At 45.5% G+C, this 16,849-nt stretch carries 11 protein-coding genes and 1 tRNA gene; 6 read left to right on the top strand and 6 right to left on the bottom strand.

The genetic code is table 11. The features are described 5' to 3' along the window. The first annotated feature begins 9 nt into the window (after positions 1-9). Positions 10-1,176, top strand: a complete 1,167-nt coding sequence (locus ACFOEK_RS03740) for a dihydrolipoamide acetyltransferase family protein (RefSeq protein ID WP_386716367.1) — start codon at positions 10-12, stop codon at positions 1,174-1,176. Between the two features lie 377 nt (positions 1,177-1,553). Beyond that, positions 1,554-2,576 carry an AraC family transcriptional regulator gene (locus ACFOEK_RS03735; RefSeq protein WP_386716364.1) on the top strand — a complete coding sequence of 341 codons (1,023 nt, stop codon included), beginning with the start codon at positions 1,554-1,556 and terminating at the stop codon, positions 2,574-2,576. 43 nt (positions 2,577-2,619) lie between these two features. Here ACFOEK_RS03735 and ACFOEK_RS03730 read toward each other — a convergent pair whose 3' ends face one another. The 4 genes from ACFOEK_RS03730 to ACFOEK_RS03715 all read right to left on the bottom strand — a co-directional run bounded on the left by ACFOEK_RS03730 (position 2,620) and on the right by ACFOEK_RS03715 (position 8,324). Then, a complete protein-coding gene (locus ACFOEK_RS03730) occupies positions 2,620-3,336 on the bottom strand; it encodes a substrate-binding periplasmic protein (RefSeq protein WP_386716361.1) in 717 nt (238 codons plus the stop codon). 225 nt (positions 3,337-3,561) lie between these two features. Next, entirely contained in the window at positions 3,562-6,690 is a 3,129-nt protein-coding gene (locus ACFOEK_RS03725; RefSeq protein ID WP_386716358.1) for an efflux RND transporter permease subunit, read from the bottom strand. Between the two features lie 123 nt (positions 6,691-6,813). Continuing rightward, on the bottom strand, positions 6,814-7,932 hold the full coding sequence (locus ACFOEK_RS03720) for an efflux RND transporter periplasmic adaptor subunit (RefSeq protein ID WP_386716355.1): 1,119 nt from the start codon (positions 7,930-7,932) through the stop codon (positions 6,814-6,816). A 316-nt stretch (positions 7,933-8,248) separates the two neighbouring features. Further along, positions 8,249-8,324 (bottom strand) — tRNA-Thr (locus tag ACFOEK_RS03715). 361 nt (positions 8,325-8,685) lie between these two features. Between ACFOEK_RS03715 and ACFOEK_RS03710 the strand changes: the two genes are divergently transcribed. Then, a complete protein-coding gene (locus ACFOEK_RS03710) occupies positions 8,686-10,104 on the top strand; it encodes an ABC1 kinase family protein (RefSeq protein ID WP_386716352.1) in 1,419 nt (472 codons plus the stop codon). 41 nt (positions 10,105-10,145) lie between these two features. On the opposite strand, the gene ACFOEK_RS03705 is transcribed toward ACFOEK_RS03710, so the two are convergent. Next, entirely contained in the window at positions 10,146-10,544 is a 399-nt protein-coding gene (locus tag ACFOEK_RS03705; protein WP_386716349.1) for a SpoIIAA family protein, read from the bottom strand. Positions 10,545-10,731: 187 nt separating this feature from the next. On the opposite strand from ACFOEK_RS03705, the gene ACFOEK_RS03700 reads away from it, so the two are divergent. Then, the gene (locus ACFOEK_RS03700) at positions 10,732-12,561 is read left to right on the top strand and encodes an ABC transporter ATP-binding protein (protein WP_386716346.1); all 1,830 of its coding nucleotides are present in this window, start codon (positions 10,732-10,734) and stop codon (positions 12,559-12,561) included. A gap of 80 nt (positions 12,562-12,641) precedes the next feature. On the opposite strand, the gene ACFOEK_RS03695 is transcribed toward ACFOEK_RS03700, so the two are convergent. Beyond that, entirely contained in the window at positions 12,642-14,525 is a 1,884-nt protein-coding gene (locus ACFOEK_RS03695; protein ID WP_386716344.1) for a methyl-accepting chemotaxis protein, read from the bottom strand. 247 nt (positions 14,526-14,772) lie between these two features. On the opposite strand from ACFOEK_RS03695, the gene ACFOEK_RS03690 reads away from it, so the two are divergent. Beyond that, positions 14,773-15,843 (top strand): phospholipase A, encoded by a 1,071-nt coding sequence (locus ACFOEK_RS03690; RefSeq protein ID WP_386716341.1) that lies wholly within the window; start codon positions 14,773-14,775, stop codon positions 15,841-15,843. 69 nt (positions 15,844-15,912) lie between these two features. Continuing rightward, positions 15,913-16,746: a CvfB family protein gene (locus ACFOEK_RS03685; RefSeq protein ID WP_386716338.1), complete on the top strand. Its 834-nt coding sequence runs from the start codon at positions 15,913-15,915 to the stop codon at positions 16,744-16,746. The last annotated feature ends 103 nt before the right edge of the window (positions 16,747-16,849 follow it).

Below are 16,849 nucleotides of genomic sequence, written 5' to 3'. Positions count from 1 at the left end.
GGAGTGCCTATGAAGTACTTTAAATTACCCGATTTGGGTGAAGGGTTATCAGAAGCAGAAATCGTTGAGTGGCATGTCAAAGAAGGCGAAGAGATTAAGGAAGATCAATTACTCGTATCAGTGGAAACGGCCAAAGCCATTGTAGATTTGCCTTCTCCTGTCTCAGGCAAAGTTGTGGCGTGTTTTGGTCAGCCGGGCGATGTGCTTCATATTGGTGATCCATTAGTGGAGTTTGATAGCCAAGCGGAAGACACTGGCACAGTAGTCGGGAAAATCCCTGAAGCGAAAAAATCCAAAGTGTCCACTGGGGCATCTACTACGGCTAAATCGTCTGTAACTGAACAGTTCATTATTGGTTCGCCACACGCTTCGTCATCTTCTCACTCGTCCTATTCTCAAGCCAAGGCGACGCCCAGTGTTCGGGCGTTAGCACGTCGCCTGGATGTGGATATTGACTCGGTGCGAGGGTCGGGTCCAGAGGGACGGATTTTAGCGCAAGACATTGAGTCCTATGCGCGTGTGGATCAGGAAAAAGGCCAGGGCGAAACCTTGCGAGGGGTGCGCCGTACCATGGCCAAAACCATGTCCTTGTCGCATCAGCATGTGGTGCCGGTGAGTATTTTCGATGTAGCAGACGTAGATAAATGGGCGGAAGGTGAAGACACCACCATGAGGTTGGCGAAAGCCATTGCAGCGGCCTGCAAGAAAGAGCCTGCGTTGAATGTGTGGTTTGACGGTGAGCACATGTCGCGTCGTATGTGTTCTCAAGTGGACTTGGGCATTGCCGTGGATACCGATCAAGGTTTGTTTGTGCCGGTATTACGCGACATCAATAATCGTTCATTAAAGAATCTTCGGGATGGCTTGAATCATCTTAGGGCTGATGTCAAAGCTCGTACCATTCCGCCGTCTGAAATGCTGGGCGCAACCATCACCTTGAGCAATTTTGGCACAATGGCCGGGCGTTTTGCCACACCCGTGGTTGTACCACCTACAGTAGCTATTATCGGCGCCGGGAAAATTTATGAAGATGTCGTGGTGTATAAGGGGGAGGCGCAAATTCGTTCGGTGATGCCTCTTTCATTAACCTTTGATCACAGAGCTGTTACTGGTGGGGAAGCTGCCCGTTTCTTGGCTGCAATACTGGAGAGTCTGTCTAAAAAGCGGATTAAGTAGGGGGCTCTCCGAGTAAGTCCTTGAAACTTATGTGGTTGTTAAGAGGTGTTAGTTTATTGATAATTCGCGACATGATTTTTAATTGAACGACAATTCAATAAACGCTGGTAAAGTATGACTGAAATATGGTCAGATATAACCTCTATACCGAGTTGGTACGATGTTACTGTGGACGAAATGCCTCAGGAGAGTGGCTGAATACTATGTACGGACACGTTTCCAATAAGGTGCATCTTGAAAATTGGTAATAAATACAGCTTCGGATGCCGAATAATAACAGGCGATAATTATAATAAGGTACATGAACGGAATGACCTGTTTAGGGCATTCCACCGGGGGTTCAGGCGTACCAATTATCAGACTTTGATAGGCAAGCCATGAACGACAAAGTACTGGATAAAGAACAAATACCTTCGATCTATGCGGCGGTATTAAGTCAGGTTGCTGATAAACTAGGGGGGCAGGAGTTTCATCTGGGTGATCAGGTTGGAATTTCTTCAAACAAATTATATTCAAATGAAGGCCGGGTCAGTCGCCGCCAATTTGGTCGTATGATCGACTTAGGCTACAAACTCACGGACTGTCCTTCGCTTGGTCTTGAGTTTGGACGACAAATTACCGTACACGCTGACGGTCTATTGTCTCAGTTGGTGGTGTCTGCGAATACCTTAGGGGAAGCGGTGGATCGGATGATGAAGTATTACCCGATTTCTGGCTTTTCCATGCAGCAATCTGTCACGGTAATGGATGATCTCACTATTATTCGAGTGACCTATCCTTACTACAATCGCATCAAACCTCAACATAAAGTGTTCACTGCCGAAGCCGTTTTCGCCAGCCATTGGATGAAGCTGCAAAGCATGCTCGGTGATCAGATGATGTTGAGCCAGCTAAATTTGGCTTTCGGTCGTAGGAAGTACCTGAAAGATTACGAAGATCTGTTTGGTTGTGACGTCTCTTTTGATCAACAGTTTAATGAAATGGTGTTTCCGACCGCTTTGCTAAGTCAGCCGTTGAAGACAGCCAATCCATTTTTGTCGGAACTGGCTAAGAAACTGTGTGATCAGCGCATTCGCGATTTATCCGAACAAGATACCCTGCCTAATCAGGTGAAACTGATTTTGCAACGCAACACGGGCAACATCCCAAGCCTTAACGATTTGGCGGATTCGTTTGAATTGTCACCTAAAGCGTTGCGACAACGATTGGCTCGTCACGATACCAGCTACCAAAATATTGTGAACTCGGTATTGAAAGAAAAAGCCTGTCATTTCTTGGGTGATCATCGTCTTTCAGTTGATGATGTTGCCAGCCGCCTGGGATACAGCGACAGTGCTAATTTCCGTAGGGCATTTAAACGTTGGACGGGGAAAGCGCCGAGTGAATACCGACGCTGTTAGTGGGCGTTGAAACGCTTAAAGTGCTATTTCAGTACTATCGACATTAAGGCGCACATTGAGTTGCGCCTTTTTCGATTTTAGCTGCAAGTTCTTTGTGTTGTTCCATAAAGTGATGGCCTAGATACAGGCCCAAAGGTTTGGATCGGGCGACCAAAATGTTGAATTGGGAATCCAGTGTTTTTAAGGACTCTTCATACATGGCACCTGTGGCCAATACATAATCGAGTCTGCCTGCAGCAAGTAATTCAAACAACTGGTCGCTGGTGGTGTGTGCAACCACTTGATAGCCAGGTTGGCTTGAAATCCACTGATGCATATTTGTCCCTAACACCACACCGATGATCTTGTCTTTAGATGTAGGTGTGCCATCCGGGTTAATTTCCATCTTTTCATCTTTCACTGTGTACCACTGCCAAAAACTGTGAAGCAGTGGCCCAACGAAGGTTGCGTATTTATCACGTGTTGTATTTTTAGAGCCAACAAAAAAACCATCGTACTTTTTTCTTTCGACTAATTCTTGCGCTCGTTTCCATGGAAACACTTCAACACTGAAGGTTAATCCTGATTGTTTTTCCAGGCATTGAATGGCAGAGATGCCTGTGCCTGTGAGTTGCTGATTTTGATCATACACCTGATAAGGTTCTAGAATTCCTGTGACTAAACGTACATCGGCTTTAGATGGATCTGGTTCAATAGCTAAAACAGTCTGAGTTAAAAAGAATAGTAAAAAGGACAAAAGAGCAGAACAGGGCTTTTTCATAGCATCCATTTGAGTATGAGCTTTAAATTATTTTTTATGGGTATGTTCTATAGAGCTTTAAAAAGTATGGCAGAATTTTGAGATTAAAAAAGAAATGAGATGTTCGAGGCTATTCCAGAGCGAGTTCCCATAGGGCGTTCTCGGAGTAAGTCCCCAAAGCAAGTCACTATAGTGCTTGCTCTGGAGTAAGGAACAGAAAGATTTTCCTGTGAGGACGGGCTGTATTTACAGTTCTTCGCGGATTTGTGGTTTCTCCATGTGAATGAAGAAAGCCAACAATGCAGGAATCACAAAGAGTGTTAGTAGGGTGGATAAGGCTAAGCCTCCCAGAATGACACTGCCGAGTCCTCGATAAATTTCACTGCCCGCGCCTGTGGCAATCACCAGCGGGAAAAGTCCAAACAGGCTGGTGGTGGTACTCATAAAGATCGGTCGAATACGAGTACGAACCGACCACAGAATCGCAGTGATGTTATCCATACCGTTAAAGCGAACGTTATTCAGAGACTGGTGAACGATCAGAATTGCATTGTTCACGACTGTTCCCACCAGAATTACAAAGCCAAGCATTACCAGAATATCGAAGGGTTGTGGTGCAATGAATTGATTTACCAGTGATAAGCCCACAAAACCACCGGCGGCGGCTAATGGCACTGACACCAAAATGATCAGTGGATAGAGATAGTTTGAGAACAGCGCTGACATCAATAGGTAAGTAATCAGGATTGCTAGGATGAAGTTCCACTGCAAAGCGTCTTTGGTTTCGGTCAGTTTGTCTGCGTTACCACCGACCGAGACTTGAACGTCGCCTAGGATACCTTGCTCTTCTACGGACGGTACCAGCTTCTGACTGATCAACTCCAGTGCCGTTTGTAATGGCATTTCTGGTGGCGGCGTCACTTGCAGTGTCACGGTACGTTTGCGTTCTCTGTGATTGATTTGGGGAACACCCGTGGTGTAACTCAATTCAGCGACATCTCCGATGCGGACCAGTTGTCCAAAGTTGTTAACGATGTGTTTATCCAGAATGTCCTCGGGTGAAGCCACACGCTCGGCAGCGGTACGTAATACCAGGTCGATTTCTTTCTTACCGTCCGGTTTGTATTCGCTGATTTTTCGGCCATCCATGATGATGTCGATGTAGGTGCCTAAGCTGGTTTCATCGAGACCGTTGGCAAGCAGTTTATTGCGATCCGGCATGATTCGAGCTTCTGGATAGGAGATTTCCAATGACGGCACAGGTCGGATCTGAGCTTCTTGAATTGCGCCTGCCAAGGTACCGTAGAGTACTCGGGCGGCATTGACGATGGCTTCGTTGTCTTCGCCGGAGATATTCACATCAATGCTTCGGCCTTTACCGATGCCGCTTTCGAAAATACCCGCTTGCAAACTGACACCGAACATATCCGGTATCGACTGCATTACTCGGTTGAATAGAGGCATTAGTTCTTTGGCTCGTGTTTCGTGTTCACTCAAGCCGCCAAAGAGGGTAAGCCCATCGTTACTTACGAAGAAGAGCTGTTTGATTTGAGGGAAGCCTTCAACGTTATCTTCTTCAATATACGGCTTTAATTCGTCGTACACGTATTCGGATAGTTGCTCGCGTTTTTCGACGGAATAGCCGGGTGGTGGAACCAGAATGTTAAGGATCAGGTTTCGGTTACCTTGTGGCAAGTATTCCGACTTGGGCAGCAACCACATGGTGATGAAGTATGAGCCCAACACAAACACAATGACGGTGGTCAGACGTGTGAATGACGATTTTAAGGTGATCTCAGAGAGCACCATGATGCCTCGCACAAACCAGTTACCTTTGTGGAGCTTCACTGGGCGTTCATGTTCATCGGCGCGGCTGGATTTATGATCCGATCGCCCATAAAAACGACGAATGATGGTTGGAATCACCGACACTGATACCACTAGACTGAAGACAATCGAAGCAGTAATCGCGATGGCAATGTCCCGGAACAGCTGACCGGCTTCTTCTTCGATAAAGAGCACTGGTAGGAATACGGCAACGGTAGTGACCGTTGACGCCAATACTGCGCCCCATACTTCGTTGGTACCATCGAACGCTGCTTTGAACGCGCTTTTACCCATGCGACGATGTCGGTCGATGTTTTCCAAGACCACAATGGAGTTATCCACCAGCATACCAACGGCGAACGAAATCCCCGCCAGGCTGACGACATTGATTGAACGTTCACCGAGATACAAGAAGATAAACGTCCCCATGGCTGAAACCGGAATGGCAATGGCTACCGTGATGGTCGAGGAGATTGAGCGTAAGAACAACTGGAGTACCGTGATCGCCATTAACGCACCAATGATCAGGTTGTTTTGAACCATTTCGATGGCAGTATTGATGTATGGCGTTTGGTCATAAACCCAATCGAGATACAGGCCGTTATCGGCAAGAATGTTGTCATTCAGGTCGTTAACAACGACGTTCACTCTGCGGGTTAATTCCAATACATTGGCGCCGGATTCTTTTCGTACGCCAACGATGATCATCGGCATGCCATTATGCAGGACGGCGTCGGTTTTTGGTTCATAACCGATACGCGCGTTGGCAACATCCGCGACAGTAATGCGATAAAAGCCGTCATCACGGACAGGCAGTTTTTCTACGTCTTCAGGTGTTTGGAATTCAGCAAGGGTACGAATGCGGTAATTACGACGGCTGATGCCTTGGACACCGGCGGAAGTGGTTTTGTTGCCTCGCTGGATACGCTGGGCGAGTTCATCAATGGTGAGCTGGTTATTTGCAAGTGCGGTGGTATCGACCACCACTTCCAATTGCTCTTCTGTTCCGCCGAGAACAAATAAGGAACCAACGCCATCGACGCGTTCTAACTGAGCACGAACTTCATTTTCGAAGAAGGTGCGCTCTTTACGAATATCCCGGAACGGTTCTTCTTTCTTTTTAAGCATCATCCAAATGATAGGTGAACTGTCTGCGCCTGACGTGTTGATTACTGGCTTGAGGGCATTTTCAGGGTAGCTGGATACTTCATTAAGTTTGTTGGAAACCAGCATGTTGGCGGTGTTTAATGCCGTTCCCACTTTAAAGGTTAATGTGATTTCACCGTAGTCGTTGTAGCTTGAGCTTTCGAGTAGCAACAAGCCCTGAACGCTTTTCAACACTTCTTCTTGAGGTTCAATGATTTCTTTTTCGATCTCATAAGGGCTGGCGCCAGCCCATACCGTTCGAACTGTGATTTGTGGTTGTTCCACATCTGGGGTCAGCTGTACGGGTAACTGCAGTAAGCTGACAATACCAAACATGACCACCAGAATAACGGCCGAGATGGTCGCAACCGGATGTCTGATGGATTGACTGATGAATGACATAGGAATTCCTTGATCCAATCGTCGCTAGCTGCTTTTGCCTCCAGCGATAAACGTTTGCCTGATGGCATATACCGTATTTTTTAGATGAGTTTTCAGGTTAGTTTTTCATAGTTATTTTTCATATTAATTCTGAACCGCGATCGGTTGATCTGGCTGTAAGCGATCGTTCCCTTTGATGATTACTGGCTGATCTGCTTGCAATAAGCCTGGCTGAATTGCCACAGTTGCACCATAACGCCCTGTTATTTGTACAGGAACAATCTGGGCTTGTTGGCTGCCATCGTCATTGGTTTTTACGGTATAAACAAACTCTTTGCCCTGATGTTGAATGACGGCATCTCTAGGGAAGGTCAGTACCTTACGTTTCGCGGAGGTAGCGACAGACACTTTGACCGACATGTTGCGGATGAAACTGGTCTGATAGTCGATCTTCACTTTTAGAGGAACGCTTTTGGTTCGAAGGTCTGCTACCGGCACGGTACTGTCGATGGTACCTTCCACTTCTAGATCCAACGCTGGGATCATTACACTGGTGGTGCTTCTTAATTGAATGTAGCGAATGTAACGTTCCGGTACACTTACCAGTGCCATGGTGTCACTTAGTTTCGCCAAGGTCACAATGGGATCGGCTTGACCCAGCCACTCACCAGGATGTTTGTGTTTTGCCAGGATTAAACCGTCGAATTGCGCTTTGATTTCACTCTTTCGAATCAGAATATTTAAACGTTCTACCTGATGCAGCAGACGCTGACGGTTTGCCAGATTTGCTTTCAGGCTGAACTCTAGGTTTTCCAACGCGCGTTTACTTTCGAAACTGGTTTTGAGCAGCTTATTTGAACGCTCGATGTCTTTTTCGATTCGTGTTTGTTCTGCTGCCAAGGCATCAATTTCAGAACGCTTAACTTTGATATCTTGATGTAACAAGTCGGTGTTGAGGCTGGCAATAATATCGCCTTTGTTCACCTTGTCGCCTTCATTGAAATAGATCGCGGAGATAATGCCGGTTTGTTCACTGGTGATTTGACTGCTGGTATTAAACTCTATGATTCCAGGAATACTGGTGGTATCGGCCAGTTCCTGAAATTGGATGTTAGTAGTAACCACTTTGGCTGGCGGAGGGGTGTTTGCATGAAGATTCAACATCCATATAAATGACATCAAGCCAATCAGCGCTTGCAGAGCAAGATTAGCGGACTTGGAAAGTCGACGGTGGTTGAAGGTGGCTGAAGTGCAGGCAGTCATTTGTTATCTCTTTTTATTGCTGTGTTTGGGTATCAAACATACGTTTAATTTTGGTGGTTAGTTTATGTGCTTTATGAACAGGGCTCAATTGAGAAAATTGATCACTTAGATGAATTGGTCTCATCTCTGCTTGTTGGTAAGTGCTATTTGATCGTCTGGCCAATCGTTTTAATTCAATCGTACTGATTTATTCCTACTAACTGTATTCGTACGAACTTGATACAACTATAGAATGGAATGTGAAGGTTAGTGGTGGTGAGAGAATTTTTCTGAAAAACGAAAAAGCCCGACTTCTTTCGAAGTCGGGCTTTAATTCTGGTGCCGGCACCAAGAGTCGAACTCGGGACCTACTGATTACAAGTCAGTTGCTCTACCAACTGAGCTATGCCGGCGAATGGATGAGCATTATATGTATTAAATATTCTTTGTCTAGACTTTCTTATAACTTTTTTAATTTTTTTCTTAATCAATTGATTAATCTATTTAGGTTGGACAAAATCGCCTGAGATGTAGAGAGGGCTTTAGTGTGATAGATGGCAATGGGTGACGTTAAACGTCGGTTCATGACATCGCGCTGATTCGCAAAAGTCGGTAGAATTCGCAGCCCTTTATTCATCAGTAAATAATAAATCACAATAAATAATTATAACCTTCAGGCTCGATTGCGAGATTGATGGACAGCCAGGCTCATGCGTTGTGATCTCTTTTTAATAGAGATTGTTTAATAAGTATCCATCCTAGATTGGAAGCTTCATGGCAAAACAAAAGAAAAAGCACGTAGAAAAGATTAAAATAGGAAGTTTTGAACGAAAGTTCTTGATGGCCAAAGCTGGCTTGGTAGCAGGTACTCGTTATGCGTCAAAGAGTGCAGGAGCCATGCTCAAAGGTCAGGATCGTCGACGCAAAGCGCATAAGCGTGCTTTATCTCAAGAAGCCCATTACCTGGTCGAAGAGCTGGGGAAACTCAAAGGCAGTGTTGTAAAGATTGGCCAAATGATGGCTTTATACGGCGAGTTATTCCTCCCCGAAGAAATCACCGATGCGCTTCATACCCTTGAAGAAGATACCACGCCGGTTGCTTGGACAACCATTCATCACGCGTTGATTACCGAGCTCGGTGCTGAACGCCTTCTTGAATTGGAGATTGACCCTGTCCCCCTAGGTGCGGCGTCGCTGGGGCAGGTACATCGTGCCGTTCGTAAGTCCGACGGCAAGCAATTGTGCCTGAAAGTTCAATACCCGGGTGTGGCCGAAGCCATCGACAGTGATTTAAGTACTGTGGCTTCTTTATTGAAGCTGACTCGTTCCATCAAGATGGGTAAAGATTTCGATCAGTGGTTCAATGAAATTCGCTTCATGATGCATCGTGAAGTGGATTACTACGAAGAAGCGCATACCACTAAGAAATTCAGAAAACAGCTGGCGGATGACCATCGTTATGTGGTGCCGGATGTGATTGATCGATATTCCACAGGTGCGGTACTGTGCACCACGTATGAAGAAGGTTTAACGGTCAATTGTGATGCCGTGCTAGGGCTGACACTAGAGCGCAGAAATAAGCTGTCGAAAGCGGCATTAGATCTGTTATTTAAAGAGCTCTTTGTTTGGCAGGAAATGCAAACGGATCCGAACTTTGGTAACTACCGAGTGCGTTTAAGCGAAAACGGCCAGTCTGATCAACTGGTGTTACTGGATTTTGGTGCCGTTCGTTCATTCGATGACAGCATCATGAAACCGGTTCAGTTGATGATTAAAGGTGGTTATCTGCGTGATAAAAAACGTGTCTTGGAAGGGGCGGTATCCGTCAACTTTATGCAGGATCATTTCCCGCCGAAGATTTTAAGTGCCTTTACTGAGATCGTGTACGATTTGGTTGAACCGTTCGCCAATGAACAAAATCCACCCCCTGCATTTACCTTAAATCAGTTTGGTGAATATTGTTGGGCGCTGAGTGATTTGCCTGCGCGGGTTGCTAGAAAAGCAGCGATTTCAGCACTGTCTAAGCATTTTAATATGCCACCAAAAGAGTTCTTATTTTTGCAAAGAAAACTGGTGGGTGTGTACACCATGATCTCGGTATTGAAGGCCGAGTTTAATGGACAGGACGTGTTTGAACCTTACTTTGAGTTGCTTACCGATCACATCGAAGAAGGTGACTATCAACAAGCGTGATCCATATTCGGCTGGTTTAAAGATCATAAAAGGCACTTTGATTACCAAAGTGCCTTTTTTTCTTCTTTTAGCCAATCCATAGCTTCTTCCCTGGATTCAAAGAACTTGGCTTCACCCGATATAAACCAAGAGCCAATCTTCGCTGCGTATTCTTGCCATTTCTTATTGCCGTAAATGGCTATTTTTGCGATGTCATTTCCATGTTTCAGCCCCAGCTTTAAATCGTCCCAGGCTGCTCGCAGTTCCCAGCCTTCTAATTCCGTGGCATCAACATAAAAGTTGATGTAAGGATGCTCAATGCCTTGTAGCGCAGATTCCAACATAGGAACAAAGTGTTCGTAATCTTGATGTGTTAGCTTTCCTTGAATTTGCATAGTAAGCAGTATTTCATCGTCAACTCGCTCAATGCCTACAGATATTCCATGACGTGACGTATTCATACATACCTCCATAACGTGATGGATTAGGAGCTCAGGAAAAAGAATGAGCTTGTTCAGCGGTTCACTTGTTATAACTATAGATCGGAGCAACTAAATTGATAACTTAAATCTAAAATCCTGTTACATTGATCAGGGTTTATTGCTTTACAATGCCTTCTTATTTTTTCCAGTCTTTAAGGTCTTTTTCATGTTTCGTTTGTTCGAGAAAATCATTGATCCCTTTCCTGAAGAGGAACCTAAACAGCCGCCTTCTTCTTTGTATCAGTTCTGTCGTCATCACATTCGTGGCATGGAGTGGCCTCTCATTACCATGGGTATTTTGTCGGCGATTCTGGCGGTGATTGAAGTCTACATGTTTGGGTTTATGGGTGACTTGATTGACTGGTTGTCCACAGAAACACCGTCAAGCTTGTATCAAAATCATGGCAGCGAGTTGTTTTGGTTTGGTGTGCTCTTATTAGTGGGGCTGCCGATTCTGGTATTTTTGCACGCAGCGGTTTTGCACTTGGCGTTACTTGGTAATTTTCCGATGCAAATTCGTTGGATGTCGCACCGCTATTTACTGAAACAAAGTATGTCGTTTTATCAGAATGACTTTGCCGGGCGGATTGCCACCAAGGTAATGCAAACGTCGTTAGCGGTTCGCGAAACCGTGATGAAACTGTTGGATGTAATGGTTTATGTCGGTGTCTATGCGGTGTCTATTCTCGTCTTGGTGGCGCAGTCAGATTATCGAATGATGTTGCCTTTGCTGGCTTGGATCGTGTGCTACTCATTAATTCTTTACTTCTTTATTCCACGTTTAAAGCGAATTTCAACCATACAGGCCGATGCGCGGGCTGAAATGACCGGTCGGGTGGTGGACAGTTACACCAACATTGCTACGGTAAAACTGTTTTCACACAGTCAGCGCGAAGCCTCTTACGCCAAAGAAGGCATGAATTCATTTTTACAAACGGTGTACACCCAAATGCGTTATGCCACTGGGCTGAGCTTCGGTGTTGATGTAATTAATTACTTATTGATCTTTGCTTTAGGCTTTATTGGTATTTGGTTGTGGACGGGAGAATTAATTACCGCAGGCGCGATTGCGGTTGCTGTCAGTTTGGCTCTGCGTCTGAACGGCATGTCTCAGTGGATTATGTGGGAAATGTCGGCCTTGTTTGAAAACATTGGTACCGTTGCCGATGGCATTACGACTCTGTCTCAACCGCAAGATGTGGTGGATGCACCTGATGCTAAACCATTGGAAGTGACGCGCGGTAAGATTGAGTTTGAGCATATGGCTTTCCATTACGGCAAAGCGTCTGGTGTGATTGATGATTTAAGCTTAAACATCAAGCCGGGTGAAAAAGTCGGTTTAGTGGGTCGATCAGGTGCGGGTAAATCTACATTGGTGAACAGCTTGCTGCGGTTCCATGATTTGGCAGGTGGCCGTATTTTGATTGACGGTCAGGACATCAGCAAGGTTCAGCAAGAGTCTCTGCGCGCCCAGATTGGTATGGTGACACAAGATACCTCGTTACTGCACCGTTCTGTTCGCGAGAATATCTTGTACGGTCATCCAACAGCTACTGAACAAGAAATGGTGCAGGCAACCTTGCAAGCGGAAGCGGATGAATTTATCCAGACGTTAAGTGATCTCGAAGGTCGCGTTGGTTATGACGCCAAAGTCGGTGAGCGTGGTGTTAAGTTGTCGGGCGGCCAACGTCAGCGCATTGCTATTGCTCGGGTGCTTTTGAAAGATGCTCCTATTTTGGTATTGGACGAAGCAACCTCTGCGTTGGATTCGGAAGTGGAGGCATCCATCCAGAAAAGCTTAACTCAGCTTATGGAGAACAAAACGGTTATTGCCATCGCACACCGTCTGTCTACTATCGCCGCGATGGACCGCTTAATTGTGATGGATAAAGGCGCGATTGTAGAGCAGGGAACTCATCAGGAACTGATCGAATACGGTGGTATTTATGCGCACCTCTGGGCTCATCAGACCGGCGGCTATATTGGAGAGGAATGATCTTTTCTTTTGAAGGTAAGTAATAGAAAGTAAAAAGGAGGTCAGTCGGCCTCCTTTTTGGTTTTTGAGTGTTCGTTGTGTTAGACCTTGAAAACACTGAGGTGATCTTCTTGCTGACTCGCTTTTTCCACCATGTCCTGACAGTGTGCGGTTTGTTCTTCGGCACCGTCTGCAACGCTTTGGCTGATGTCGCGAATGTTGGTGGTGTTGCGGTTAATTTCTTCTGTGGTTGCACTTTGCTCTTCTGCCGCCGCAGCAATTTGGATGGTCATGTCTGAAATCTCAGAGATGGCCTGACTGATCGACTCCAACGCATCGTTGGCTTTGGCTGACACTTCTTGAGTATCGTTTGCCATTTGCTGACTGTGATTAATGGTTTGCTCGGCCTGTTTCACTCCGGTTTGCAGTTGATTAATCATGTTCTGAATTTCTTCGGTAGATTCTTGAGTACGAGAGGCTAACGCGCGAACTTCATCAGCAACCACTGCGAAGCCACGTCCTTGTTCACCCGCTCGTGCCGCCTCAATGGCTGCGTTTAACGCAAGCAGATTGGTTTGTTCAGCAATGCCGGTAATAACCGATAGAATCGATTCAATGTTGTTACTGTATTCGGCTAAGTTAGTAATGGTTTTGACCGCATCGTCCATATCGCTGGAAAGCTGATTGATGGAGGTGGTGGTTTTCTGAACAATGCCGGCACCGGTTTGAGCTGCTTCTAACGCAGTTTGCGCACTGTCGGCTCCACGCTGAGCGTTGTCTGCAACGTCATGGGCTGTGGATGACATTTCGGCCATAGCGGTTGCCAGTTGGTCCAGTTCAGAAAGCTGTCGTTGCAAACATTCCGACGCTTCGGCTGCGGCTTCGGCTGTGGAATTGGTACTGTTTCTTACCCCGGACGACAAGTCTTTAATTTTAATGATGAGCTGTTGTAAGTGCTCAACAAATTGATTGAATTGAATGGATACATCACCAAACTCATCTTTACTGACAATGGGAAGCCGCTTCGTTAAATCCCCTTCACCACGGTTAATTTCTAGTAACGATTCATAGAGCAATTGCAATGGTTTCAGTACTTTGGTCATTACCACGAGTAGGATCAGGGTACTGGCGACCACACCAATGATGGCCGCAAAGAATGCTCGCCAACCCACTGCCGCAGCATCTGCCATGATGATGTCTTCTTCAACGACCACTCCAATCATCCAGTCACTGCCTTTCAGGTTGCTGAGTGGGTGATAGGAGGTAAACACCGACGTGCCATCAATGTCCATGGTTTGTAATTCGGACGTTAGTTTCGGCGTGTTATTTGTGAAGAGTTTTGAAATGGGTTTGCCGTTCAACTCGGCATTGGGGTGGCTAATGATCACGCCTTTATTCGTCAACAAAAAGGCATAACCGGAATCATTAAAGGTGACGGTATTGACCGAGTCTGACACTGTTTTCAGGCTCAAGTCACCACCGAATGCGCCTTTAAACGAACCTCTGTCGCTGAAGTTTGCTACTACAGAAATAAGAATTTCTTTGGTACTGGCGTCTGCATAGGGTTCGGTTAATACGGCTTTGCCGTTGGCATTTCTGGCCACTTGATACCAAGGCCGTTTTCGCGCATCCCAACCAGAAGGGTTCCAGCTGGTGTCATTGGTGATGGCTTTTCCGTCTGTGTCTAAGCCGCCGAAGATCAAGAGGAATTCTTCTTTTAAAATCGATTGATCAAACACTTCTTGAATACGTTCTTTACTGAAATCGGCATCGATGGTTTGAGCCATTTGATTGACCAGGTTTAACTTACCATTAAGCCAATTAGCGATCTGATGTGCTAAGGCTGAACTGATTTCGTTAATCGAGTTTTCGGTTTTCTGATAGAGGCTGTTACTGACGGTGAGGTACTGAGACCAGGAGAGGATGGTGATTACAGTTAATAATATGATGGCGGATATCCCGCCGACTTTATGGGAAACTTTCACAACGTCCTCCAAATCTCACTGCTTATAATCGAGTAGTTTTTTATTTAACGTCATAAAAGACTGACTCTTTAGGGAACCCAGAGCAGAGAGGGACTTGTTCAGGGGTTCTCTAGTGTTACTATGCATTTAAATTTCAGATTAGATTGAATGAGTTAAGAATCAAGTTTCTCTGATGCTTTGTAGGATAAGGCTTACAAAGATTGTCCTATAGTGGAAAGCTACGAACTGTGCGTACAAGGAGCGTAATGTGATTATTCCCCGCCACAACAAGAGTCGTGTATTTCTTGGTCGATCTTTTAGTAAGTGGCTACTGGCCTATTCTGCAACAGTGTGTGCCAGCATTGGTTTTGCTGCCACTGAAGAACCCGATCTGGAGAGCCTTTCCAGCGATGAAAGATACAATCTTTGTATTCTGAGAAGCGTAGACATTGCAGGGGAAGGGGTTACGGTTCAAGAAATCAAAGACAATTGTTTACGTCTGGAAACCATGAATGAAGTGGAAGTGCCGAAACGTATTGTGGTTGAGAAGGCCACTGAAGATAATCGCTTCATCATCACGGCGCACAGACAGAACTATATTCTTCCGTTTAGTTACATGGATTCACCCAATCAGGACGCTTATGAGGGCGTGGATTTTTATCCTGGCGTTGAAAACCCCATTGAAAATGAAGAAGTTAAATTACAGCTCAGTTTGAAAGTGCCATTGAGTTATTCCAGCTTATTGGTTCCTAATGACACCATTTACTTTGGTTTTACGCTGAAATCGTTCTGGCAATTCTATGCTTCGGATATTTCTTCGCCGTTTCGTGAAACCAACTATCGACCTGAAATTTATTACGAAGCGCCCATTCCTGCCTCGCTATGGGGTGGGACATTACTTACTCGTATTGGTATTGAACACGAGTCGAATGGACGAGGTGGTGATTTAAGTCGAAGTTGGAACCGTGTCTTTGCCGGACTTGGGTTTGCCAAGAATGATTGGGGCGTTTATATCCAGCCTTGGTATCGAATTCCTGAGGACGAAAAAGAAAACGACGATGATCCGGAAGGTGACGACAACCCAGACATCAATAAGTACATGGGTTATTACGAAGTTCATGGCGTGTATCGATTAGATGAAGATTACGAATTTACCGGTGGCTTCCGATACAACTGGGCAACGGGCTTTGGTGCAGTAGAAACGGGTTTAAGCTTTCCACTCTGGGGGCGTTTGCGTGGGTTTGCTCAATATTTTCATGGCTATGGTGAGAGTTTGATTGATTACGATCACAAGGTTCATCGATTCGGTCTTGGTGTGATTCTGACCGATATTCTTTAATTTCTGTTTTCTTTAGCGAATGGCTGCCCTCGGCTATAATGCTGCCTGTTTAAATAAGTGAGCAATATCATGATTCAGATTGGTCGATACAATGATTTACCTGTATTAAGTCAGCTACCCCGAGGGTTGCAGTTGGATGGTGGTGAATTCGGTGAAATCCTCTTGCCGAAACAATATTTGCAAGGGGATGAACAGGTAGGCGATGTGCTTCGCGTATTTATTTACTGCGATAGCGAAGATCGACTTATTGCTACGACAGAAACCCCAAAGGTTCAGGTCGGCGAATTTGCTTACTTGAATGTGGTGGATGAAAATCGCCACGGCTGTTTTTTGGATTGGGGCCTGTCGAAAGATTTGTTTGTGCCTTTCAGTGAACAACGACATACCCTGAAAAAAGGTGGACAGGCGTTAGTGCGAGTTTATCTCGATAATTCCGAACGTATTGCGGCTTCTACCAAGCTGGATCGTTTTTTAGAAGATATCGATGACACGAATACCTTCAAACAAGGTGATGAAGTTTCTATTGTTGCTGCTGAAAAGTCGGATCTGGGCTTGAAAGTGATTGTAAATGGCACGCATTGGGGGCTGATTTATGCCAATGATTTGTTTGAAACCCCAAAGCGCGGCCAAGAACGTAAGGCGTATATCAAGCGTGTCCGTGAGGATCAGAAGCTTGAAATCAGTCTCAGGCCTCTGGGGTTTGCTAAAGTGGAAGGCTTAGCTGGCGAAGTGTTGCAAAAGCTTAAGAAAGAAGGCGGTTACATTGCCATCAGTGATAAGAGTTCGCCTGACGCCATTAAGCGCGTTTTTAAATGCAGTAAGAATGCCTACAAGCAAGCCATCGGAACGCTCTATAAACAGCAACTCATCAAAATCGAGAAAGACGGTATTCATCTGGTTTAGTCCGTAATCTTTTCGGTTCTTCTCTTTCAATCCCGATCTTCGTATCGGGATTTTTATTGCCTGAAACTATTTACTCGAAACATTAATTATTAACTTTACAATG

The organism is Litoribrevibacter euphylliae (assembly GCF_042646085.1).
Lineage (GTDB): Bacteria > Pseudomonadota > Gammaproteobacteria > Pseudomonadales > Litoribrevibacteraceae > Litoribrevibacter > Litoribrevibacter euphylliae.
The sequence above is the reverse complement of the archived record's forward strand: the minus strand, read 5'-3'. Positions and strand labels throughout refer to the sequence as shown.